The 20,797-nt window shown below is 64.9% G+C and carries 25 protein-coding genes; 8 read left to right on the plus strand and 17 right to left on the minus strand.

Annotated features, from left to right (window positions below):
* Positions 1-44 precede the first annotated feature (44 nt).
* The 4 genes from SA496_RS20945 to SA496_RS20960 form a co-directional block, all read right to left on the minus strand.
* Positions 45-554: a DUF3016 domain-containing protein gene (locus SA496_RS20945; RefSeq protein WP_330114402.1), complete on the minus strand. Its 510-nt coding sequence runs from the start codon at positions 552-554 to the stop codon at positions 45-47.
* Positions 555-641: 87 nt separating this feature from the next.
* On the minus strand, positions 642-965 hold the full coding sequence (locus SA496_RS20950) for a DUF3325 domain-containing protein (protein WP_330114403.1): 324 nt from the start codon (positions 963-965) through the stop codon (positions 642-644).
* On the minus strand, positions 965-2,485 hold the full coding sequence (locus tag SA496_RS20955) for a PepSY-associated TM helix domain-containing protein (RefSeq protein WP_330114404.1): 1,521 nt from the start codon (positions 2,483-2,485) through the stop codon (positions 965-967). The genes SA496_RS20950 and SA496_RS20955 overlap by 1 nt, the downstream gene beginning before the upstream one ends.
* A complete protein-coding gene (locus tag SA496_RS20960; protein ID WP_330114405.1) occupies positions 2,482-2,778 on the minus strand; it encodes a DUF3649 domain-containing protein in 297 nt (98 codons plus the stop codon). Before SA496_RS20960 ends, SA496_RS20955 begins: the two co-directional genes overlap by 4 nt.
* Positions 2,779-3,026: 248 nt before the next feature.
* Between SA496_RS20960 and SA496_RS20965 the strand changes: the two genes are divergently transcribed.
* The gene (locus SA496_RS20965; RefSeq protein WP_120654700.1) at positions 3,027-3,338 is read left to right on the plus strand and encodes a DUF3509 domain-containing protein; all 312 of its coding nucleotides are present in this window, start codon (positions 3,027-3,029) and stop codon (positions 3,336-3,338) included.
* Positions 3,339-3,360: 22 nt separating this feature from the next.
* Here SA496_RS20965 and SA496_RS20970 read toward each other — a convergent pair whose 3' ends face one another.
* Positions 3,361-3,852, minus strand: a complete 492-nt coding sequence (locus SA496_RS20970; RefSeq protein WP_120654699.1) for a phosphate-starvation-inducible protein PsiE — start codon at positions 3,850-3,852, stop codon at positions 3,361-3,363.
* A gap of 296 nt (positions 3,853-4,148) precedes the next feature.
* Between SA496_RS20970 and SA496_RS20975 the strand changes: the two genes are divergently transcribed.
* Both SA496_RS20975 and SA496_RS20980 read left to right on the plus strand, forming a co-directional pair.
* Positions 4,149-4,406 carry a YebG family protein gene (locus SA496_RS20975; RefSeq protein WP_120654698.1) on the plus strand — a complete coding sequence of 86 codons (258 nt, stop codon included), beginning with the start codon at positions 4,149-4,151 and terminating at the stop codon, positions 4,404-4,406.
* A gap of 129 nt (positions 4,407-4,535) precedes the next feature.
* Complete coding sequence (locus SA496_RS20980) at positions 4,536-5,417, plus strand: sterol desaturase family protein (protein ID WP_330114406.1); 882 nt, start codon at positions 4,536-4,538, stop codon at positions 5,415-5,417.
* On the opposite strand, the gene SA496_RS20985 is transcribed toward SA496_RS20980, so the two are convergent.
* The 5 genes from SA496_RS20985 to SA496_RS21005 form a co-directional block, all read right to left on the minus strand.
* On the minus strand, positions 5,414-6,091 hold the full coding sequence (locus SA496_RS20985) for a helix-turn-helix domain-containing protein (RefSeq protein WP_120654696.1): 678 nt from the start codon (positions 6,089-6,091) through the stop codon (positions 5,414-5,416). The two genes, SA496_RS20980 and SA496_RS20985, sit on opposite strands and share 4 nt — an antisense overlap.
* 243 nt (positions 6,092-6,334) lie before the next feature.
* Positions 6,335-7,441 carry a dihydrolipoamide acetyltransferase family protein gene (locus SA496_RS20990; protein WP_330114407.1) on the minus strand — a complete coding sequence of 369 codons (1,107 nt, stop codon included), beginning with the start codon at positions 7,439-7,441 and terminating at the stop codon, positions 6,335-6,337.
* 10 nt (positions 7,442-7,451) lie between these two features.
* On the minus strand, positions 7,452-8,453 hold the full coding sequence (locus SA496_RS20995; protein WP_120654694.1) for an alpha-ketoacid dehydrogenase subunit beta: 1,002 nt from the start codon (positions 8,451-8,453) through the stop codon (positions 7,452-7,454).
* Positions 8,446-9,537 carry a pyruvate dehydrogenase (acetyl-transferring) E1 component subunit alpha gene (pdhA, locus tag SA496_RS21000; RefSeq protein WP_120654693.1) on the minus strand — a complete coding sequence of 364 codons (1,092 nt, stop codon included), beginning with the start codon at positions 9,535-9,537 and terminating at the stop codon, positions 8,446-8,448. Before pdhA ends, SA496_RS20995 begins: the two co-directional genes overlap by 8 nt.
* 91 nt (positions 9,538-9,628) lie before the next feature.
* Entirely contained in the window at positions 9,629-10,648 is a 1,020-nt protein-coding gene (locus SA496_RS21005; protein ID WP_120654692.1) for a Leu/Phe/Val dehydrogenase, read from the minus strand.
* Between the two features lie 163 nt (positions 10,649-10,811).
* On the opposite strand from SA496_RS21005, the gene SA496_RS21010 reads away from it, so the two are divergent.
* The 4 genes from SA496_RS21010 (at position 10,812) to SA496_RS21025 (ending at position 14,458) form a co-directional block, all read left to right on the plus strand.
* On the plus strand, positions 10,812-11,615 hold the full coding sequence (locus tag SA496_RS21010; protein WP_330114408.1) for a SirB1 family protein: 804 nt from the start codon (positions 10,812-10,814) through the stop codon (positions 11,613-11,615).
* A gap of 111 nt (positions 11,616-11,726) precedes the next feature.
* Positions 11,727-12,458, plus strand: a complete 732-nt coding sequence (locus SA496_RS21015; RefSeq protein WP_330115659.1) for a helix-turn-helix domain-containing protein — start codon at positions 11,727-11,729, stop codon at positions 12,456-12,458.
* Between the two features lie 177 nt (positions 12,459-12,635).
* Complete coding sequence (locus SA496_RS21020) at positions 12,636-14,042, plus strand: NAD(P)/FAD-dependent oxidoreductase (protein ID WP_153918553.1); 1,407 nt, start codon at positions 12,636-12,638, stop codon at positions 14,040-14,042.
* Between the two features lie 71 nt (positions 14,043-14,113).
* On the plus strand, positions 14,114-14,458 hold the full coding sequence (locus tag SA496_RS21025) for a cupin domain-containing protein (protein ID WP_120654689.1): 345 nt from the start codon (positions 14,114-14,116) through the stop codon (positions 14,456-14,458).
* 71 nt (positions 14,459-14,529) lie between these two features.
* On the opposite strand, the gene SA496_RS21030 is transcribed toward SA496_RS21025, so the two are convergent.
* The 7 genes from SA496_RS21030 to SA496_RS21060 form a co-directional block, all read right to left on the minus strand.
* A complete protein-coding gene (locus SA496_RS21030; protein ID WP_120654688.1) occupies positions 14,530-15,303 on the minus strand; it encodes a crotonase/enoyl-CoA hydratase family protein in 774 nt (257 codons plus the stop codon).
* 235 nt (positions 15,304-15,538) lie between these two features.
* The gene (locus SA496_RS21035) at positions 15,539-16,450 is read right to left on the minus strand and encodes an SDR family oxidoreductase (RefSeq protein ID WP_120654687.1); all 912 of its coding nucleotides are present in this window, start codon (positions 16,448-16,450) and stop codon (positions 15,539-15,541) included.
* A gap of 104 nt (positions 16,451-16,554) precedes the next feature.
* Entirely contained in the window at positions 16,555-16,806 is a 252-nt protein-coding gene (locus SA496_RS21040; RefSeq protein WP_120654686.1) for a hypothetical protein, read from the minus strand.
* Between the two features lie 120 nt (positions 16,807-16,926).
* Positions 16,927-17,811, minus strand: a complete 885-nt coding sequence (locus SA496_RS21045) for an alpha/beta fold hydrolase (protein WP_153918551.1) — start codon at positions 17,809-17,811, stop codon at positions 16,927-16,929.
* Positions 17,801-18,583, minus strand: a complete 783-nt coding sequence (locus tag SA496_RS21050; protein WP_120654684.1) for a class II aldolase/adducin family protein — start codon at positions 18,581-18,583, stop codon at positions 17,801-17,803. The genes SA496_RS21045 and SA496_RS21050 overlap by 11 nt, the downstream gene beginning before the upstream one ends.
* A gap of 94 nt (positions 18,584-18,677) precedes the next feature.
* Positions 18,678-19,364 carry an LrgB family protein gene (locus SA496_RS21055; RefSeq protein WP_120654683.1) on the minus strand — a complete coding sequence of 229 codons (687 nt, stop codon included), beginning with the start codon at positions 19,362-19,364 and terminating at the stop codon, positions 18,678-18,680.
* On the minus strand, positions 19,354-19,740 hold the full coding sequence (locus SA496_RS21060) for a CidA/LrgA family protein (protein ID WP_120654682.1): 387 nt from the start codon (positions 19,738-19,740) through the stop codon (positions 19,354-19,356). Before SA496_RS21060 ends, SA496_RS21055 begins: the two co-directional genes overlap by 11 nt.
* Positions 19,741-19,836: 96 nt before the next feature.
* Between SA496_RS21060 and SA496_RS21065 the strand changes: the two genes are divergently transcribed.
* Positions 19,837-20,736 (plus strand): LysR family transcriptional regulator, encoded by a 900-nt coding sequence (locus SA496_RS21065; RefSeq protein ID WP_153918547.1) that lies wholly within the window; start codon positions 19,837-19,839, stop codon positions 20,734-20,736.
* The last annotated feature ends 61 nt before the right edge of the window (positions 20,737-20,797 follow it).

Consider the following 20,797-nt stretch of genomic DNA (forward strand, 5'->3'; position numbering starts at 1 on the left):
GAATTCATTTGCCAAGCGGGCCACAGGTCCGCCCCAATGGCCGTTCAGTACGACACTGTCTTGTCCTTAGGCGCGATGTTCCAGCGGAACCAGTCATCCAGCATGGTCTTCTCGTAGCGCAGGCGGTCGTTGCTGAAGTAGTAGTTGCCGTGTTGCAGGTAGGACTGGTCGATCACCGTGACATCGCGACTAACCAGGGTCTTGCCGTCCTGTTCCAGTCTGTAGTACAGCTTGATCCTGGGCCAGGTCACTTCGCGCATGAAGCGCACGTCCTTGAAATTGACCCGCCAGGGCTCGAACTGGCCGGCGAGGTCGATGTCGCGGATATCCATCTTGAGGGTCTGGCCAGATTGCAGGTAGCGCTTGCCGAGCTTCTCGATATGCGCCTTGAGATCCTTCAGCACGAAGTCATCCGCACCCCGACCGTAATCCCGGTTCAGGCGCGCATCACTGTACTTGTCGGGCTGGCTGAAGCTGACCTCGGTGGTGGAGGCGAGCACGGTCGGGGAAAGGATCACCAGGGCCAGCACGACGAGGGGCAGCGTGGGTCGCATGGAACACCTCCTGACGGCGAAGCGAGGCACCGCAAGGACCAGTTTACGTCCGCAATTGCGAACGGGATGCGGCTCCAGTCGGACGGTTCAGAACAGGCGCAGCAGGCCAGCGCCCAACGGCAGCAGGGCCACTAGCGGCAGGACCCAGCGGGCCTGCCAGGCCAGCAGCGCAACCAGCAACAGGCCGGACAGCATCAGTTGGCAGAGCCAGATCACGATGCCGATTTCGCCACCCAGTTCGGCGATGGCCAGGGCCAGGCTAACCAGCATGGCGAGCGCCGCGCCGACCCGCAGCAGTCGGGTACGGGATTCACTCAGGGCGACACTGAAGAGCAGCTTGTGTTGTCGGGACATGGCCAGGGCCAATCCGGTCATGGCCAGGTAGCAGAAGGCGAAACTCAGGAGCAGCATCAGGCGCTTTCCTCTACCAGGCGGCGGACGCGCGGGGCCTTCGCCGTCTGCGGTTGCGAACGGCGCCAGGCCAGGAAGCCGCAAAGGGTACCAGCCGCAATCAGCACCAGGTCGATGCCCGCCATGTCCCAATCACCGCGCGCCAGAGTCGCCAACAGGCTGCCCTGAGGAGTGACCAGCGCGTTAAGCAGCGGCAAGCCGAGGGCCAGCGCTGCCACGGCGACCAGCGCGTCGCGGGCGACCTTGCCGCTATCGCGGCGCAGTACGGCCCAGACTGCCACCAGCAGCCAGACACCGACGAAGACCCAGGTTTCCACACTGGCGCGCTCAGCCAGACCGGCCGGCAAAAGGCGATTGCCATAGAGCAAGCCCAGGCTGGCGATCGGCAGGCCGCCGACCACTGCGCCATTCAGCGCCCGCACCAGACCGATGCCGTAGCCGCCACGCGCCTCGCGCTTGCGCAGCCAGACCTGCAGGCCAGCCACCAGCATCGCGCAGCCCATCAGGCCGAGCAGCAGATAGAGGGCACGGACAATCTGCCCACCGAACTGCGCCATGTGCAGGTTGGTCAGCCAGGCATAGCTCTGGTAGCCGGGGCTGTAGGGCTTCTGTTCGTGGAGCAGCTCACCGCTTGCCGCGTCGTAGGACAGGGTCCACTGGAAGTCGACAATGCCGGAACGGTCGTAGCGGCGGATATCCACTACTGCAGCTTCGTCTCCCGGATGATGCACGCTGATCCAGCCGGTCTCGGTGCCACCCCAGCGACGATGTGCATCGGCCAGCAACGCATCGAGGGACTTGGGCGCAAGCGCCGGGCGCTTCACATCCTCGCGGTGGTACGCGCCCATGGTGTCGTTGAAGAACTCTTCGGCATTGCCCTTGTACGCCAGCTGGATGCCGGCGGGCATGTAGAAGGTCACGAAGATGGCCAGGCCCGTGTAGGCAATGAGCAGGTGGAACGGCAGCCCCACCACGCCGAACAGGCTGTGCGCGTCCAGCCAGGCCCGTTGGCCGTTGGCGTCCGGACGCAACGTGAAGAAATCCTTGAAGATGCGCCGGTGGATGATGATGCCGCTGATCAATGCCACCAGCATGAACATGGCGGCGATGGCCACGATGTACATACCGATCATGCCGGCGTTGAGGTCGTAGTGCAGCGTGAAGAAGAACAGCCCACCGACGGTTTCCGGCATCGCCTCGCCGGTGGCCGGGTCGAGGGCGAAACGCACGAACTCGCTTTCGTCGGCCGGCTCGTAACCGGCCCAGTAGAAGGGCTCGCGCTCGCTCGGCGGGCGAATCCAGATGGCATGGGCATCCGGCGCCTTGGCGAGAATTGCTTCACGCACCTGGTCCACGGTCATGCTGTGGCTGGATGGCTCATGCAGGGCCGGGCGCATCCAGCGCTCCAGTTCCTTGTCGAAGCAAGCGATGCTGCCGGCGAAGAAGATGACGAACAGCAGCCAGGACGGTAGCAGTCCGCCCCAGGTGTGCAGTCCCGCCATGGATTGGCGCAGGCTCATGGACGTACTCCGAAATCGCTGGGCAGGTAGGCGGCCAGCGCCATCAGGACGGTCGCTCCGACCAGCATGAACCAGACGCGCACGGCCGAACGCGCGGCAAAGGCGTAGATGATGGCGAAGGTGTAGACGGCGAAGCAGGACAGACTGGCGAACACCACCCGGTCGCTGCGCACCAGCGGTAGATAAACGGACAGGAACGCCGTGGCCGCATAGGCCGCCGCGTAGCCACCGAGAATCGCCGCCAGCATCCTTGCGGTCACGTCCCAGCGCGTGGAGGTCTTGGCTTTGCTCACGTTAGTTCCTTGATCAAGGACGCTCCCGGCGGGATCGTTCCGGCAGGGCAAGAGGCATCTTCAGAAATATACTGCGAATTATTTACATACGCATCATATTTGCAACAGAGAAATACTATCAGCCATCAGGGAGCGACCCGGATCAGGCTATACGCGACAGCTGGTCGGTCCGTCGGTCATTGCGGTTCGAACTTTGCAGTTCTCCTGGCGTCCATCGACACATCGCTCCATCAACCAGGTGACAGGCCATGTACAACCCCTTCCAGATCCTCACCGACGCATTCCAGGCCGAATACCGGGTCAACCTCAGCCTCGTGAGCCCGGACGGCAGCATCATGCTGACCCTCACCAATGAACGCGGCGTGGTGGCGCGGCGTTTGATCAGTGCGGCACAGCGTAATGACGTGGTACGCCTCAATCGCGTGATCGAAAGCATTCGCCTGGGGATAGCCATCGAGAGCGGGCACAAGGTGGGCGAACTGCTCACCAGCATGACAGGAGGTCATGTGGCGCCGGTCCGCGCGGGGCTGGTCAATGCCGCACAGATAGCGCGCATCTGATGCACGCTATCCGTGCACGAGGTCAGGCTTCCTCTTCCGCCTCGACCTGACGACGCAGGTGTCGCCGACGCGGCGGGGCGTCGGACTGCTCGGAGGGAAAGCGCGAAGAAGCGAAGCGCACCACCAGGATTGCAAGAGCCAGCAACAGGATCGCGCCGGAGACGAATACCGCACCCAGGTCGGGACGATGATGGTGCGAAACGTCGGAGATCAGCAGGCGCGTCAGAGCGGTGATTGCCACATAGATCAGGAAACGCACCGGCATGTGGTTGGTCTTGAAGTAGATGCCGACCATGGCGCCCAGTTCGAGGTAGATGAACAGCAGCAAGATGTCATCGACCGTGATGTGCCCCTTCTCCACCATGCCCAGGAAGGCCACGACAGCGGCCCAGGCGGTGATACCGCCGATGGCGAACAGCGCCAGGTAGTGGAAACTCTCCACCAGGAGATTTCCCAGCGACTCGGCCAGGCCATGCACATTTGCACGCAGTTGTTCAGCCCAGTTGATTTTCACGATACAGCTCCTTGCGACAACGGCCCCGATGGTGCCGGCGAAAAATGACAGTGGGGTTATGCAGGATGGGGGCCGCCCTGGCCCCCACGCCACGAGGCAGGTTGTCGCAGCCTGCCCTCCGCAGGGACGAGGCACGGACTATGCTTGGGTTCCAGCGGAATTCGGGCCGATTCGCAGCGACCGTTGAGAGAGGCCGGCAAATGGAAATTTCCTACGGGGTATTTCCATTTGCCATCATTCCGAATACTGTACGCACATCCAGTATTTTTCCAACCAATGAAGGTGAGGGGTGATGAATGGCCGTCGAAGTGGTGTACCGCAGCAGCCGCGATCCGGAGCGCCTGTTCATGGATAAGGCCGAAGCCGACCGTTACGACAAGATGCTCGAGCTGGCCGAATCCCTGGCCGAAGTCCTGCACAAGGCGGTTCCGTCACTGAGCGAGCAGCAGGTGGAAGACATCGGCATCTTCATGGCCAAGCATCGCGACACCTTCGCCCGCGCCTTCAAGAACCAGCCCGACGCCCTGGGCGAACTGGAGCTGGCTGGCGAGTAATCCGCCCTCTCCAACGGCCCCGCCCATTGCCCCTGCAATGGGTGTCGCCCAATCCCATCTTGCGCGGTTTCTTCAATCCGGCGGAGGCCCTTCCCCTCACGCTGGAGGTCCCTTTCAAGGAGACCTCCCATGCGCTCACTCTTTGCCTGGCTCTACGCCCCGCTGTTCCTTTTCGGCTTCCTCGCCCTTGGGCTCTGGACCACTGCCCATCATCCGACCTACTGGCTCGCGGCCCTGCTGGTGCCGGCCATTGCCCTGTCCTTCCTCGCCGAAGCCGGGCTGCCCTATGAGCCACAGTGGAACCGACCACGGGGCGACCGCTTACGGGACGGCCTGCACGCGCTGTTCAACGAAAGCCAGAGCCTGCTCGGCGTGTCGGTCATCCCGCTGGTCGCTACCTGGCTGCAGGGACTCGATACCTGGCCCAATCACTGGCCACTGATTTTCCAGTTGCTGCTGGCCGTCCTGGTCGCCGACCTCGGCGTTACCCTGATGCATTACCTCAGCCACCGACTCGAGCCGCTCTGGCGCCTGCATGCCGTGCACCACAGCGTCCAGCGGCTGTATGGCTTCAATGGCCTGATGAAGCATCCGCTGCACCAGGCCGTCGAGGCACTGGCAGGTACCGCACCGCTACTCTTACTAGGCATGCCGCAGGGCATCGCCGCGCTGCTGGCCTTCGCCATCGCCCTGCAGCTCCTGCTGCAGCACAGCAACGTCGACATGCGCATCGGCCCACTACGCCATCTGTTCGCCTGGGCGCCGGTACACCGCTTCCACCACATGAAGTACGGCCGCGCCGGAGACGTGAACTTCGCGCTGTTCTTCAGCTTCTGGGACCGCCTGCTTGGCACCGCTTTCCACAGCGACTACCCCTTGGGCGTGCATGATCTTGGCATCGGCAGCCGTCCGGACTATCCGCGCAACTACCTGGCCCAGTTGATCGAACCCTTCCGCCCTCAGCCGCATGGAGCCAGCCCCGAGGCACCGGAAGGGCTGCGCCAGGTCTAGTCGATCAGCCGCAACGACAACCGCGCCACGTTGCGGTCGGCGCGGATTCCGAAGGTGGCACGCATGGTGCGAGAGAAGTGCGCGGCGTCGGCGAAACCGGCGTCCATGGCAGCGCGGGTCAGCGTCGCGCCTTCGAGGGCCAAACGCAGCGCCAGACGCAGGCGGCGCCAGAGTACGAGACGCCGCACCGAGAGCCCCACCTGGTCGCTGAACAGTCTTTCCAACTGGCTAAGTGACAGGCAGGCCCTTTGCGCCAGGGCCACCGCACTGACCTTCTCCTCCAGCAAGGTATCCACCGTTGCCAGCGCATTGGCGATTCGCGGGTCCAACTGTTGCCGGGGCGCAGCCTGCAGCAGGTCGGCCAGCGCTTCAAGGTTCGTCGGGGCATCCGCGAGCAACTGGCGTAACGTCTCCGGACTGAAGGCCAGGGGTTCGGCATACACGGCGACCACCTCCTGGCTGGGATCCTCGATGGCATGGGAACGCATCGATTCCACCAGCAGGAAGCGCCCGCAAAATAGCTCACCCTCCAGGGTCAGGCGAAACGGCAAGGCCTTGGCCAATAGCGCCTGGTGGGCGTAGTGGGCGTGGGGGCGCGCACTACCAGCAACGCCCTCGAGCAGGCAAAAGTCGCGGGCCATCCATAGCGCGCCCTGCCAGGGTAACTCGATCATCAGGGGCCTCCTGCCGGCTCAAGGCAGACAGCAATAGCTGCCGGTCGCCGGATCGGCAAGATGAGTGTCGAGGTATCTTTGGGGGCGAATTCATTCGCGAAATGGAATGGCACTGAGCGGCGCCTGACACAGCCCTCACCCCAACCCTCTCCCAAAGGGAGAGGGGACAGTTCGCGCCGGAGCTTAGCGACGTGCTTTTCCTGTGGGGGCGATGTCAATTGCTGAGCAAGGCACAGCCCTGCCCTACGGCTGCTCCAGCGCGTGCACCAGCGCCTTCAGAAACCTCGCCGCCTCGCCACCGGTGACGGCCCGGTGGTCGAAAGTCAGCGACAGCGGCAGCACCGGGTGGATTTCCACCTTGCCCTGCCAGGCCACTACCTCGTCGCGGATGCCGCCCGCACCGATGATCGCCACCTGGGGCGGAACCACCACGGGATTGGCGTAGCGGCCAAACAGGGTGCCGAAGTTGGACAGGGTAATGGTGGCGCCCATCATTTCCTGCGGCGGGATGGAGCGTGCCTTCACGTCCGCCCGCAGGCGCGACATGCCCTCTTTCAGGTCTTCCGCGCTGCGCCCGCCCACATTGCGCAACACCGGTACGAAGAGCCCGTCGGGGGTATCGACTGCGATACCGAGGTCGAGCTTGTCGTGCTGGCGGATGGAAAGGGCGCGGCCGTCGAACCAGCTGTTGAGGATCGGCTCCACCTCACAGGCCGCGGCAATGGCCTTGCCCAGGCGGATCAGCGGGTCACGGGCTTCCGGCCAACGGTGCAGGTCGGCGTCACCGAAGATGGTCACCGGCACCACTTCGGCGTGGGAACGCGCCATGTTGATCGCCATGCTGCGGCGCACACCTCGCAGCCGCTCACCGCCGAAGCTGTCGCGGGCGCTTTGCGCGGCCTGCTCCACATCGGCGCGGGTCACCAGGCCATCCGGGCCACTGCCGGCCAGGGCCGCAAGCTCCACGCCCATTTGCCGGGCAAGCTGGCGAACAGCGGGAGTGGCGCGAGGCGCCAGGTGTTCACGGGTGGAGGGCGCGGCGCCGACGAAGAAGCTGTCGGCCTGAGCATTGCCGCCACCTTCCAGGCGACCGACCACGGTTCCGGCGTCGGCATCTTCCCCCTCATAACCGAGCAAGGGTTCGCCGACATGGAGGATGTCGCCCTCCTTGCCGAACGTCTTCGCTACCACGCCATCGTGGGGCGCCGGGATGTCCACCAGGGCCTTGGCGGTTTCCACCGAGACGAGCAACTGGTCAGCCTTGACGCTGTCCCCCGCCTTCACGTGCCACTGGACGATTTCCGCTTCCTGCAGACCTTCGCCCAGGTCGGGCAGTTTGAAGTATTTCATCGTGCACTCCTCAGGCGTAGTTCAGCACCAGGTCGCAGGCCGCGAGAATGTCTTCCGGGCTGGGGATATAGAGCTGTTCCAGGCGATACAACGGTGGCGGAATGTCCGGTGCGGTGACTCGCTGGATCGGCGCCTGCAGGTCGAGCAGCACGCGCTCGTAAAGACTGGCGGCGATCTCTGCGCCCACACCGCAACTGCGCGGTGCTTCGTGGACGATCACGCAACGGCCGGTCTTGCGCACCGAGGCTTCCAGGGTGTCGAGATCCAGCGGCTTGATGCTGGCGACATCTATGACCTCGGCAGACACGCCCTGCCCTTCCAGCCTGGCGGCGGCCTGCAGCGTTTCATGGACGCTGGCGCCCCAGCTGACAAGGGTGATGTCCGAACCTTCGCGCAGGGTGAAGCAGCTATCCAGCGGCAGGCGCTTGCCGTCGTCGATGATGGGTTGCGGGTTCATCCGGTAGAGCCGGGTAGGTTCGAGGAAGATCACCGGGTCCGGATCGTCGATGGCCGCCAACAGGAGTCCGTAGGCCCGTGCCGGTGACGACGGGATCACGACTCGCAGGCCGGGGATATGCGCGAACAAGGCCTCTGTGCTTTCGCTGTGATGTTCCGGCGCACGGATGCCGGCGCCCATGGGGCTACGCAGCACCAGCGGGCAGGTAAGCCGGCCACGGGTGCGGCAGCGGAGGCGACTGGCGTGGGATACCAGATGCTCCATGGCGGCGTAGATAAAGCCGAGAAACTGGATCTCCATCACCGGCTTCAGGCCCTGGGCGGCCATGCCCACAGCCAGTCCGCCGATCATGGCTTCGGCCAGCGGCGTGTCGATTACCCGCTTGAATCCGAAGCGGTCGCGCAGGCCGAGGGTGGCGCGGAACACGCCGCCGTTGACGCCCACGTCTTCCCCCAGGATCACGACGTTCTCGTCTTCCTGCATGGCACGGTGCAGGGCCATGTTCACGGCTTCCAGCAGGGCACGTTTTTCGATGGTGGCGTTAAGGTTACTCATGATCCTGTTCCTCCCTGCGGGCGACCCGTTCAAGGAGCATTTCGCGCTGCTCGCCAAGGGCGGCCGGCCAGCGCGCATAGACGTGGTCGAGCACCGACTCGACTGGCTGGACGCCGGCGCCTTCGAAGTTATCCACAGCGACCTGCACCTGGCGCTGGCAGTCGGCGATCAGCGCCTGTTCGCGCCCTTCGTCCCAGACCTTGTGACTGGCGAGGAAGGCCTGCATGCGCTTGATGGGCTCGTCCTGCCAGGCCGCCTTGACCTCCTCGGCACTGCGGTAGCGGGTGGCGTCGTCGGCGGTGGTGTGGTCACCGAGACGGTAGCTGATGCACTCCAGCAGCACCGGCCCCTTGCCGTGTCGCGCACGATCCAGCGCCCATTGCATGCGGTCGTAGACGGCAAGCACGTCGTTGCCATCCACCTGTTCGCCATGGAAGCCGGCACCGATGGCCTTTTGCGCCAGGGTGGGCGCGCCGCTCTGGATACGCCGGGGCACGGAAATCGCCCACTGGTTGTTGTTCACCACGAAGACCACCGGCAGCTGCCAGGCACCGGCCACATTAAGGGCTTCGAGGAAATCGCCCTTGCTGGTGGCGCCATCGCCACAGGTGGTCACCACGGCGCGATGCTGGCCGCGGATCTTGATTGCCGTCGCCACGCCGCAGGCATGCAGGGACTGGGTGGCGATGGGCACGCAGATGGGGAAGTCCTCTTTCGAGCGCGGGTCCTGGAAATCACTGCCACGTTCGTCGCCACCCCAGTAGAGAAGGATTTCCTCCATGCGCACGCCACGCATCAGTTGCACGGCGGTGTCACGGTAGTAAGGCACCAGCACGTCCTCACTCTGCATCAGGCTGCCGATGGCAACGCCAATGGCTTCCTGGCCGAGTGTCGGCGCGTAGGTACCGATGCGGCCGGTGCGTTGCAGGGCCACCGCCTTCTGGTCGAACAGGCGGGTCAGCACCATGCGGCGGTAAAGGTCGGTGAGCAGGTTGAAGTCGTCGGCCCAGACCGGCAGCTCGCCGACCAGGTGTCCCTCAGGGTCGAGGAAGCGCGTATAGGGCAATTCGATTCGATTGGACATGGCATCTCTCCTTACACCTTGTGGGTGCCTGTCGAGGCCCGGGGCTTGTGGCGCCGGGAGCGTGCGGGCCGGACCGCTGGTTGGCGGTCGCTCAGCCAAATAGCAGGCGTTCGGCCAGGGCGTCGGCGACCCGCGCGGGGGATCGCTTGTCGGCCTGGGCGTGCGCGTATATCTCGGTAAGGCGCTGGCTGATCCGCGACAGGTGCGCGGTGATCGCCGGCAGACTTTCGCCCTTGTGCTTGAGCGCGACGTAGATGAGCCCGCCGGAGTTGATCACGTAGTCCGGCGCGTAGAGGATGCCGCGCGCTTCCATCTCGTCGGCGATATCGGGGCTGGCGAGCTGGTTGTTGGCCGCTCCGGCAACCGCCGCGCAACGCAACTGCCCCACGGTCTGGGCGTTGAGCACGCCGCCCAGACCGCAGGGCGCAAGAATGTCGCAAGGCGTGGTCAGGAACGCATCGCTGGCCACCGGATGGGCGCCAAGCTGTTCCATCGCCAGTTGCACGCGGCCGGCGTCCAGGTCGCTGACCAGCAGTTCAGCACCCACCGCATGGAGCTGTTCGGCGAGGGCGTAACCGACATGGCCGAGCCCCTGCACGGCGACGCGCAGGCCTTCCAGGTCATCGCTGCCAAGGCGCGCATGGGCCGTGGCGCGAATCCCGGCAAACACGCCAAGCGCGGTGTGCGGCGAGGGGTCGCCGGCAGCGGTGGTGCTGGTGACGTGCCCGGTCTGCTGGGCGATGCAGTCCATGTCGGCGCTGGAGGTACCGCTGTCCACGGCAGTGATGTAGCGGCCACTCAAGGACTCGATCATGCGCCCGAAGGCTTCGAACAACGCGGCGCGGTCATTCACATGGGAAGGCCGGATGATCACAGCCTTGCCGCCGCCCTGGTCAAGGCCGGCCAGGGCGGCCTTGTAGCTCATGCCCTGGGCGAGGCGGATCGCATCGCGAATGGCACTTTCATCATCCGGGTAGGCGAGATAGCGACAACCGCCCAAGGCTGGGCCGAGGCGAGTGTTATGGATGGCGATGATGGCCTTGAGTCCGGTGGCGGGATCATTGGCGAGGTGCAACGCCTCCAGCCGGGCGGTTTCCATCATGGCGAACATGGCGGGCTCCCTTCCTGACGTTACGGCCAGTATAGGCCGAGCTTCGCCGTCCGCCCCCTCGCATCCGGGCATAAGCCTGGCCATCGAGATAACCGCTATTCGCGCCACTACTGGACGAAAATCAACCAGTTGACTACAAGGAATCAACCCGTCGGAGATACCCATGGACCCGCGCCAACACTGTCTAGCCTGCCTCGAACGCGCCCCTCCAGCGATGCTGGAGGCGGCGCTGTGGATTGCCGCCGAACACGATCCGAGACTGGAGCCCGGACAAGTGCTGCGTGACTTCGGCGCACTGCTGCAACTGGTCGCTGCCGGCTTGCCACAACTGCCGCCGACGGAGTTGGCGCAACCCCTGTTGCGGCGTCTGAACGAACTGGACTTTCACGAAGACGACGAAACGCCCCTTCGTCCGCGGGCTGCACTGCTGCCTCAGGTGCTGGCAACGCGACGTGGCCAGCCGCTGTCCTTGGCGCTGATCGCCCTGGAACTGGCCTCCCGGTTGGGCATTCCGCTGGTCGGGGTCAACTTCCCGGGCCACTTCCTGCTGCGTGTGCCGAGCGCCGATCACCTGCTCGACCCGTGCAGCGGGCGCCGGCTCTATACCCGTGACTGCCGGGATCTGCTGATACGCGTTCAAGGCCCGCAGGCCGATCTCAAAGCCGTGCACCTGCAGACCGCCAGCCCCGGAGACATGATCCAGCGTCTGTCACGCAACCTCAGCCAGCTACACCGCGAGGCCGGCGAGTTCCTCGCTGCCCTGAAAGACGCCGAGCGCGTATTACTGCTTGGCCCGCCGAACATGCACGACCATCTGGCGCGCGCCGACATCTACCATCGTCTGGATTGCCCGCAGGCCGAGCGCTACGACCTTGAGCGCGCCCTGCTGCTCTGCGACAACCCGACCCAGCACCTGCAACTTGCTCAGCGCCTGCGCAGGCTGGGGCATGTTCAAGCCCTGCATTGAAGGCCACCCTCTGGCTCGGGCATGCTTTGGGCTTCCCCTCGCCGTGACCGCCTCATGAGTTCGCACGATCAAGCTGCCGATCCCCTGACCACCGCCACCCGTGACGTGGTGATGCGCTACCACCTTAGCTGGAAAGCCCGTGACATCGAGGCCGTGCTCGCGCTCTACCACCCCGAGGTGGAATACAACGACTTCTTCCAGAACCGCTGCATGCGCCGCGAAGACCTCCGCGACTACCTGATCGCCACCATGCCCAGCGGCCCGGAAGACTTCCTCGAGCACAACGACCGCATCCGCATCGATGGGGACACCGCATTCATCCAGTACGCCATCAGCGTCGCCGGCGGTGGCACGTTCCGCGCCAGTGAAGCCATCACCGTGCGCGACGGACTGATCTGGCGGATCAACGAATACGCCCTGCTGGTACAACCCGCTGCCCAGCCCGGCAAGGCCCAGTCGCCGCGCCCGGCGGCCAGCCGTCTTGGCCTTTCGGCACGCCAACTGGGCATGCTGGCGCGGGACATCGAGGAGTACTTCCAGCGCTCCCAGCCCTACCTCGACCCGAGCCTGGACCTGCATCAGGTAGCGAACGCCACCGGCTACACCCGTAACCAGATTTCCTACCTGCTCAACCAGATGCTTGGCCAGAGCTTCTACCAGTACGTCAACCAGGCCCGCCTGCAGCACTTGCTCGAACTGCTGAAAACCGCCCTGCCGCCGGTTCGAATCGACGAACTGGCCTTCAGCGCCGGTTTCAATTCCCTTTCGGCGTTCTATCGCTGCTTCCGTCAGCACACCGGCCAATCACCCAAGGCCTATCTCAAGCAACACCCCAAATTGTAGGGTGCGCTACGCGCACCGAGCAGAGTTCAGCCCCGCACCGGGGTTCTGGTGTGCACGGCGCCCCCTGCGACAGGGCATGTGCAACCAGCACATTCCCAGCGTGCCCGCGCACACGACAAGCGCCCTGCCACCCTCTAGCCTTGCCAGCCACGACAACCTGCCAACGGGGACCTGCCTATGCCGAACTGGCGCCAAATCAGCCTGTGGATGGACACGCTCGACGAAGACCTCAAGCCACGACCGGCGCTGGCGGGATCGCTCGAAGTGGATGTGGCGATCATCGGCGCCGGTTACACCGGACTGTGGACGGCCTATTACCTGAAGCGCCAGGCCCCGGAGCTGAAGATCGCCATCGTCGAGGCGCAGTTCGCCGGCTTCGGCGCCAGTGGCCGTAATGGCGGCTGGCTGATGGGCAACCTGCTGGGCGAGGACCGCGCCCTGGCACCGCTGCCTGCTGACGTGCGCAAGGCGTCCTTCGACCTGCTGCACGGCATTCCCGATGAAGTGGCCGAAGTGCTGCAACGCGAAGGCATCGATTGCCACTTCCGCAAGGGCGGCATCCTTTACTGCGCCGCCCGCTATCCGGAGCAGGAAAAGCGTCTGCGCGACCAACTGGCGGACCTGCATGCCGAAGGCCTCAGCGAAGCCGACTACCGCTGGATGAGCCCCGAAGAGTTGAATGGCCAGCTCCGTGTGGCCAACCCCTACGGCGGCATCCATACCCCGCACTGCGCCACCATCCAGCCGGCCCGGCTGGTGCGCGGACTGGCCCGGGCGGTGGAGCGCATGGGTGTGCAACTGTTCGAGCAGAGCCCAGCCACTCACTGGCAACCAGGACTGGTGCGCACCGCGCAGGGCGAGCTCAAGGCGCATTGGGTAGTGCCTGCCATCGAAGGCTACGCCGCCAGCCTGCCCCCGCTGGGCAAATACCAGTTGCCGGTACAGAGCCTGCTCATCGCCACGGAACCACTAAGCGACGCGCAATGGGCGGAGATCGGCCTGGGACATGGCCAGGCGTTCAGCGAGAGCAGCCGCCAGGTCACTTATGCACAACGCACCGCGGACAACCGCCTGGCCTTCGGCGCACGGGGCGGCTATCGCTTCGGCGGCCGCTTGCGGGAGGACTTCCAGCTCACCGACGACGAAGTCGGCCTGCGTCGTTACCTGCTCGGCGAACTCTTCCCGCAGTTGCGCAACGTGGGCATCACCCATAGCTGGGGTGGCAACCTGGGCATGGCGCGGCGCTTCCGTCCGCACATGCTGGTGGACCGCAGGAACGGCATCGCGCTGTCCGGCGGCTACGGCGGCGAAGGTGTCGGCGCCAGCAACCTGGGCGGTCGCACCCTGGCCGACCTGATCCTCGGCAAGGAAACCCTGCTCACCCGCCAGCCCTGGGTCTTGGGCGACGGCCCATTGGAGCGCCTCAGCACCTGGGAGCCGGAACCCTGCCGCTGGCTCGGTTACAACGCCATCATCCGCAGCTTCGTCCACGAAGACCGGGTGCTGGCCAATCCTCACAGCGCGCCCTGGCGCCGCGCCATGGCGCTGAAGCTGGCCAACCTCATGGAAGGCCTGATGCGCTGAGCCGCGCGAAACATTACTGCACCCATTCGCGAGCAGAGCTCGCACACCCAGGCATTTGCGGAGCCAACGACATGAAAGCCACCTTGCTGCAGAACACCCACGAGATGCCCCTGTCCGCTCCTAGCCCGGTCGCGGTGCCGATCGACGAGCCCGTGCCGCACACCCGCGTGCATTCGGTGGAGCGCACCGACAGCGTGGAAACCGGCGTCTGGGAATGCAGCCCCGGTCGTTTCCGCCGGCAGATCGTCGAGCAGGAGTTCTGCCATTTCACCCACGGCAGCTGCACCTTCACCCCGGACGGTGGCGAGCCCATCGAGATCAAGGCAGGCGACGCCCTGCTGCTGCCGGCCAACAGCCTGGGCATCTGGGATGTGAAGGAAACCCTGCGCAAGACGTACGTGATCATCTCGCGCTGATCAAGCTGGCCTCCAGGCAGGGCTGCGCCCTGCTTGGCGAATGAATTAGCCCCTACAGCGTTCCATCGAAATCAATCGCTGAAACTGCCGTGCCGCCCCTGCCCCGCCTTGAAGGAGCGCGCGCCGGCCAATGTTTCCCCGCTGCGGATAACCTCCATCCCTCCCGCGAATTCGTTGGCGATGGCCGCCTCAAACGGCAGTTCCCACTGGGCATAGGCGCTGGCTCGGTCAGCCAGCATGCAGCGTTGAGGAAAGGCCGCAATCGCATGGGCCAGCTCCTCGGCTGCGGCACGGGCCTGCCCTTTTGGGACGACTCGATTGGCCAGGCCGATTGCCAGGGCTTCCTGTGACTTCACCGGGCGTCCAGTAAGGATCAGGTCCAGCGCCCTGCCCTGGCCGACGATGCGTGGCAGACGCACCGTGCCGCCGTCGATCAGCGGCACGCCGAAACGTCGACAGAACACCCCGAACACCGCGTCCTCGGCCATTACCCGCATATCCGCTACCAGGGCCAACTCCAATCCCCCCGCCACTGCATGGCCTTCGACGGCTGCGATGAGCGGCTTCGCCAGTTGCATTCGGCTCGGTCCCATCGGGCCGTCACCCTCGGTTTCCAGGCGATTGCGCCGCGCACCGTCTTCCGCCACCGCACCCAGGTCAGCCCCGGCGCAGAAGGTGCCGCCCGCCCCGGTAAGCACTGCGACCCGAGCCTCCTCATCCGCCTCGAACGCACGCAGTGCTGCCGCCAGGGCATCGGCGGTAGGACGGTCCACGGCATTGCGCACATCGGGGCGGTCGATGATGAGCGTGGTGACCGGACCGTTCTTCTCGACTTTGACGTTCATGGGGGGCTCCTGGGTTTGGCAGATGGAGGGGCAGTTTTCTTGTGGGAGATTCATTCGCGAAGATGCTGCGCGGCAGCCCCCTTGGGGACTCCGTAGGGCAGGCCTGTGGCCTGCATCGCAAATGAACTCGCTCCCACATAATGAAAAAGGCCGGCAACAAGGCCGGCCTTCAACATAGTGCTTCACCGAAGGAATGTTCAGCCCACTGGCGGAACTGCCCCGGTGAACGGCGGGATCAGAGGGCGTACTTCTGCAGGTTGGCCATCATCTCGCGGAGGGCTTCGACGTTGTCCGCCGGGTGCGCGGCGCCTTCGAAGTCGCAGATGGTCTTCCAGTTGGCCGCCACGTCCTCGGCGTCGAAGCCGGCCTTGGGATCGAAGCCAAAGCCCAGGCTACGCTCCCAGCGCACCTTGCCGATCCAGCCACCGCCGACTTCGAACAGGCCGGAAGTTTCCTGGCATTGCTCGCTGCCCAGGAATACCACCAGCGGGCTGACCAGTTCAGGCTTCAGCTGTTCGAACACCTGCGGTGGAATCAGCCCTTCGGTCATGCGGGTACCACCGGTTGGGGCGATGGCGTTGACCAGGATGTTGTTCTTGCGGCCTTCGATGGCCAGGTTGCGGGTCAGGCCGTAGAGGCCGAGCTTGGCCATGCCGTAGTTGGACTGGCCGAAGTTGCCATAGATGCCCGAGGTGGACGAGGTGAAGATGACGCGGCCGTAGTTCTGCTCGCGCAGGTGCGGCCAGGCGGCGCGAGTGACCTTGTAGGCGCCTTCGACATGGACTTTGTAGACCAGCTCCCAGTCGGCGTCTTCCATCTTGTGGAAGGTCTTGTCGCGCAGGATGCCGGCGTTGTTCACCACCACATCGACGCGGCCGAAGTGATCGAGGGCGGCCTGGACGATCTTCTCGCCATCGGTCACCGAGTCATGGCTGGCCACGGCGGTGCCGCCGGCTTCGCGAATCTCCGCCACCACACGGTCGGCCGCCGAGGCGTTGGCACCCTCACCGTGGGTGCTGCCACCCAGGTCGTTGACCACCACCCGGGCGCCGTGCCGGGCGAAATTCAGCGCGTGGGCGCGGCCAAGGCCACCACCGGCGCCGGTGACGATTACGACTTTGTCTTGGAAGCGGATTGCATCGCTCATTGGCTGGGCTCCTCGGCACGCCTGGGTATCCGCCGAGTCTCCGGCAGCTCAACCGGACCCACAAGAATCGGAGCCGCCATGAATGGTGCCCGATAAGGGCAACGCTACTTGATGGGAATGAACAGGCAACCGTGCGGCCGCAGTTTGAACAACCACCAGTGATAGCTGTGGCAGAGCAGCGCCAGCAGCCCGGCGCCCAGCAGGCAAGCGCCGGCGGCGAGCCAGCTCCACCAGCCGGGCTGGCGCAGTACCGCGTAACCAATCAGGCTGATGCCGGCGATGAGCAGCAGGGCGGCGGCAGCCGGTCCCAGGTTACGAATGACGGGATAGAGGAACACCAAGAAACGGAACAGCATGATCGAGCCTCGATGGCGCCGGGCAACCCGTGCCCGGCCAATGGATGAGGCCGGAAATGCTAGTGCTACGCCGCCAGCAACTGGAGGCGAGCAAGTCCGATTAGTCTGTGGGAAATGCCGCTATCGGCCTCGATCATGAAACGCCAGGAAGTGCTCCAGCACCTGTTCCGGCGCCTCTGTCTGTGGGTAGTGGCCAATACCTTCGAGCAACACGGTATTGGCGTCCGGAATCAGCTCCCGATAACGCGCGACCATGTGCGCACCGGAGATGGGGTCCACCGCACCATCGATCACCTGCAGCGGCACACCGCCCTTCTGCATGGCCGCCACCCAGCGGTCACGCTGTTGGCGACGCTCAGGGATGTAGTGGATCAGCCGGTGCATGACCGCTGGGCCATCCTGCTCGGCGATAAGTCGCCAGAAATCATCCAGCTCCGCTTCACTGGGTTGGGTGTATGGCCCGAACACCTGGGCGAAGCTGGCGGCCAGCTTGCGGCGGGAGAACAACCGCCCGACCAGCCCACCGATGGGGCTCAGCAGCAGTTTCTGCACCAGCACCGGCCGGTGGGTTTCCGGAAACAGGCCGCCATTGAGGAAGACGCAGCTGGCCAGGTTGAAACGCCCTTCGTGGTGCCGCGCCAGCAGCTCCTGGGCGACGCTGTCGCCGTAGTCATGAGCGAGCAGATGCACTGGCCCGGTTACGTCCAGATGGGCGAGCAGCGCCTGCTTGAGGTCCGCCTGCTCCAACAGGCGGTAGTCATGGCCGCGGGGCTTGGCCGAATAACCGAAGCCGAGCATGTCGCAGGCGATGACGCGAAAGCGCCTGGCCAGCGGCGCCCAGAGGTAGTGCCAATCCCAGGAGGCGGTGGGAAAGCCGTGTATCAGCAACAGCGGCTCGCCCTCCCCTGCCGTCCAGTAGCGAATGCGCTGGCCCCGGAAGTCCATGTCCCTCGCCTGGGCGCGCCAGTCGCCCAGGCAAATGCCGGACAGGCCTTTACTGGGCATAACCGGGGAACTGCTGATCGAGCTTGCGCAGCAGGGCTGGCCAGGGCAAGGCACCGCCCATGCCGGTGGAGCTTTTCATCACCCCGGCGATCATTGCACTGGCGCCGTCGAGAATCTGCTGCGGGATATGGATGAGCTCACCACCACCGGACTGGGCCATCACCTGGATTTCGCAGGCGCGCTGCAGGGTGAACATGCCGAGGAAGGCGTCGGCGATGCTGCCAAAGGCGGTGAGCAGGCCGTGGTTGGGCAGGATCATGAAGTTGGCCTGACCGAGGTCGGCCTGCAGGCGGGCTTTCTCATCGTGGTTCAGTGCGACGCCTTCGTAGCCGTGGTAGGCGAGGCTGGCGAGGACGAACAGCGATTGCTGAGACAGCGGCAGCAGACCCTGCTTCTGCGCCGACACGGCGATACCAGCGGCGGTATGGATGTGCAGCACGCAGCCCACATCCGGGCGTACTTCGTGCACCGCGCTGTGGATGGTGTAGCCGGCCGGATTGATGTCGTAGGGGCTGTCCATCAGCTTGTTGCCGGCCAGGTCGATCTTCACCAGGCTGGACGCGGTGATCTCATGGAACATCAGCCCGTAGGGGTTGATCAGGAAATCCTCGGTGCCGGGAACCTTGGCGGAGATGTGGGTGAAGATCAGGTCGTCCCAGCCGTACAGGGCGATCAGGCGGTAGCAGGCGGCCAGATCGACACGGGTCTGCCATTCGGCTGCGGACACCTGGTCCTTGAGGTTGAGTGACGGGAGAGCTTGGGCGGCTGTCATGGCGAAACCTCGTTGTTGTTATGTGTGCGAGGAGTCTAGCCATGGGCTGCCGCGGCGATAGTCGCCTTGGCAGCCAGCTTAATGGCCTTGCGAGTCAGATCAGCGATGCCACCAATGGCGCGGCGAACAGATTGAGCAGGCCCATAAGGACCATCACAAGACCGGCCACGGTGCCCTCTTCGCGGCCCACTTCCTGGGCCCGGCTGACGCCCGCGCCGTGAGCGCCAACGCCGAACAACGCACCGCGGGCCAGCGCACTGCGCAGGGGCAGCCAGCGGATCAGCAGGCTGCCGGCGAGCGCGCCGAATACCCCGGTGAGCATGACGAAGACCGCCGTCAGCTCGGGCACGCCGCCCAGGTCCTGGGCCACCGGCATGGCGAAGGGCGTGGTGATGGAACGCGGCACCAGCGACAGGCTCACCTCGGACTCCAACGCCAGGGCATTGGCCAGCCACCAGGAGCTGGCAATAGCGACCGCGCTCCCGGCCAGCATGCCCAGAAGCAGCGCCGCCCAATGACGGGCAAGCAAGGTGCGCTGTTGCCAGATGGGCACGGCGAAGGCCACGGTAGCCGGGCCCAGCAGCAACATCAGCCAGTGGGTTGCCCCGGCGTACTCGGCGTAGGCGGTGTGTAGCGGAACGGCCACGACGAGCAGCAGCGCGGGCACGAAGATCAGCGGCGACAGCAGGTAGCGGCCGGTGCGCCGGTACATCCAGCGGCTGGCCAGGTAGCCGATGAGCGTCAGCGCCAGCCAGAACCAGGACATGGGCTCAATGTTCATGGCGCACCCTCCAGCGGCAAACGAATTCAACCGTCAGCGCGGTGGCCAGCATGACCAGCAGGGTGCTGGCGCCGATCACCAGAAGTATGCGCAGTCCGTCCGCGCGCAGCAGCGCTCCGTAGTCCAGCAGGCTCATCAGGGCCGGAATGAAGAACAGCAGCATCTCGGCCATCAGCAGTCCGGCACCCAGTTGCAGCGCCGCGGGCTTTACCCAGCCGGTGGCAAAGGCCGACAACAGCAGGCCGAGGCCGATCACGCCACCGGGAATCGGCCAACCCAGCACCGTCGCCAGTTTGCCGCCCAGGGCGTAGAGACCCAGGAGAACGACGAGTTCGGCGGCGAGGCGAGTGATATGGAGCAGGCGGGAACGGTTCATGGCGGTGACCCTCGGTACTGGTGGCCAGCTTAGGTCCGCGCCTATCATCCCAAAAGCGAATTATTCGACTTGCAGCCATTCGATATTGGAATAGCCATGGAATTCCGCCAGTTACGCAGCTTCGTAGAGGTCGTCCGTCAGGGCGGCTTCACCCAGGCCGGCAAAACCCTGCATGCCACCCAATCCACCGTCAGCAAACAGGTGGCCCAGCTTGAACAGCGGCTGGGCGTACAGTTGCTGGAGCGAAGTGGCCCGCATCTGCGCCTGACCGACGCCGGAGCCGTGGTGCTGCGCCACGCCGAAGACATGCTGCGCCAGCGCCAGGACCTGCATAGCGAGCTGGATGACCTCAGCCACCTGCGCCGGGGTGAACTGCGCCTGGGGTTGCCGCTGCTGGGCGGTGAAGTGCTGTTCGCCGAATTGTTCGCCGAATACCGACGGCGCTACCCGAACATCGTGGTGCGCTTGCAGGAAGGCGGCAGCAAGCTGATGGAAGAGGCGCTGCTGCAGGGGGAACTCGAACTGGCTGGCAGCCTGACGCCCAGCGATCCGGTGCTGGAGTACCAGCCCTTCTGCAACGAACCACTGGATGTCCTCGTACCCGAGAGCCATCCGCTGGTAGGCGAGACAAGCCTTGCCCTTGCGCAATTGGCCGACTCGCCGTTCCTGCTCTACCAGCAGAGCTTCACCCTCAATGACCGATTGCTGCTGGCCTGCCGCCAGGCCGGCTTCACTCCGCGCGAAGTGGGCCGAAGTGGCCAGGCAGATTTCCTCGCCGCGCTGGTGGCTGCTGGTCAGGGTGTGGTGCTGCTTCCGCGCATCGTCGCCCGCCCGCTGCAACGTCCTGGCCTGCGCCTGGTTCCGCTGCGCGAACCGGACCTGCGCTGGGACATCGCCTTCGTCTGGCGACGCGGCGCCTACCTGTCACGGGCCGCACAGGCGTGGCTGGAGCTGTTGCGGGAATATTCGCCGCTGGGGCGAGACGAAACCTTATAGGGCGCGGAGTTTTTCGTAGGTTGGCGTAGAGCGCAGCGAAACCCAACGCTGCGGCTCCTGT

Source organism: Pseudomonas sp. JS3066, assembly GCF_036328175.1.
Lineage (GTDB): Bacteria > Pseudomonadota > Gammaproteobacteria > Pseudomonadales > Pseudomonadaceae > Metapseudomonas.

What these genes read in the sequence shown, in the direction of transcription:
- SA496_RS20945 (WP_330114402.1), bottom strand. Translation starts at nt 554, where the DNA reads ATGCGACCCACGCTGCCCCTCGTCGTGCTGGCCCTGGTGATCCTTTCC.
- SA496_RS20950 (WP_330114403.1), bottom strand. Translation starts at nt 965, where the DNA reads ATGCTGCTCCTGAGTTTCGCCTTCTGCTACCTGGCCATGACCGGATTG.
- SA496_RS20955 (WP_330114404.1), bottom strand. Translation starts at nt 2,485, where the DNA reads ATGAGCCTGCGCCAATCCATGGCGGGACTGCACACCTGGGGCGGACTG.
- SA496_RS20965 (WP_120654700.1), top strand. Translation starts at nt 3,027, where the DNA reads ATGTACAACCCCTTCCAGATCCTCACCGACGCATTCCAGGCCGAATAC.
- SA496_RS20975 (WP_120654698.1), top strand. Translation starts at nt 4,149, where the DNA reads ATGGCCGTCGAAGTGGTGTACCGCAGCAGCCGCGATCCGGAGCGCCTG.
- SA496_RS20980 (WP_330114406.1), top strand. Translation starts at nt 4,536, where the DNA reads ATGCGCTCACTCTTTGCCTGGCTCTACGCCCCGCTGTTCCTTTTCGGC.
- SA496_RS20985 (WP_120654696.1), bottom strand. Translation starts at nt 6,091, where the DNA reads ATGATCGAGTTACCCTGGCAGGGCGCGCTATGGATGGCCCGCGACTTT.
- SA496_RS20990 (WP_330114407.1), bottom strand. Translation starts at nt 7,441, where the DNA reads ATGAAATACTTCAAACTGCCCGACCTGGGCGAAGGTCTGCAGGAAGCG.
- SA496_RS20995 (WP_120654694.1), bottom strand. Translation starts at nt 8,453, where the DNA reads ATGAGTAACCTTAACGCCACCATCGAAAAACGTGCCCTGCTGGAAGCC.
- pdhA (WP_120654693.1), bottom strand. Translation starts at nt 9,537, where the DNA reads ATGTCCAATCGAATCGAATTGCCCTATACGCGCTTCCTCGACCCTGAG.
- SA496_RS21005 (WP_120654692.1), bottom strand. Translation starts at nt 10,648, where the DNA reads ATGTTCGCCATGATGGAAACCGCCCGGCTGGAGGCGTTGCACCTCGCC.
- SA496_RS21010 (WP_330114408.1), top strand. Translation starts at nt 10,812, where the DNA reads ATGGACCCGCGCCAACACTGTCTAGCCTGCCTCGAACGCGCCCCTCCA.
- SA496_RS21015 (WP_330115659.1), top strand. Translation starts at nt 11,727, where the DNA reads ATGCGCTACCACCTTAGCTGGAAAGCCCGTGACATCGAGGCCGTGCTC.
- SA496_RS21020 (WP_153918553.1), top strand. Translation starts at nt 12,636, where the DNA reads ATGCCGAACTGGCGCCAAATCAGCCTGTGGATGGACACGCTCGACGAA.
- SA496_RS21025 (WP_120654689.1), top strand. Translation starts at nt 14,114, where the DNA reads ATGAAAGCCACCTTGCTGCAGAACACCCACGAGATGCCCCTGTCCGCT.
- SA496_RS21030 (WP_120654688.1), bottom strand. Translation starts at nt 15,303, where the DNA reads ATGAACGTCAAAGTCGAGAAGAACGGTCCGGTCACCACGCTCATCATC.
- SA496_RS21035 (WP_120654687.1), bottom strand. Translation starts at nt 16,450, where the DNA reads ATGAGCGATGCAATCCGCTTCCAAGACAAAGTCGTAATCGTCACCGGC.
- SA496_RS21040 (WP_120654686.1), bottom strand. Translation starts at nt 16,806, where the DNA reads ATGCTGTTCCGTTTCTTGGTGTTCCTCTATCCCGTCATTCGTAACCTG.
- SA496_RS21045 (WP_153918551.1), bottom strand. Translation starts at nt 17,811, where the DNA reads ATGCCCAGTAAAGGCCTGTCCGGCATTTGCCTGGGCGACTGGCGCGCC.
- SA496_RS21050 (WP_120654684.1), bottom strand. Translation starts at nt 18,583, where the DNA reads ATGACAGCCGCCCAAGCTCTCCCGTCACTCAACCTCAAGGACCAGGTG.
- SA496_RS21055 (WP_120654683.1), bottom strand. Translation starts at nt 19,364, where the DNA reads ATGAACATTGAGCCCATGTCCTGGTTCTGGCTGGCGCTGACGCTCATC.
- SA496_RS21060 (WP_120654682.1), bottom strand. Translation starts at nt 19,740, where the DNA reads ATGAACCGTTCCCGCCTGCTCCATATCACTCGCCTCGCCGCCGAACTC.
- SA496_RS21065 (WP_153918547.1), top strand. Translation starts at nt 19,837, where the DNA reads ATGGAATTCCGCCAGTTACGCAGCTTCGTAGAGGTCGTCCGTCAGGGC.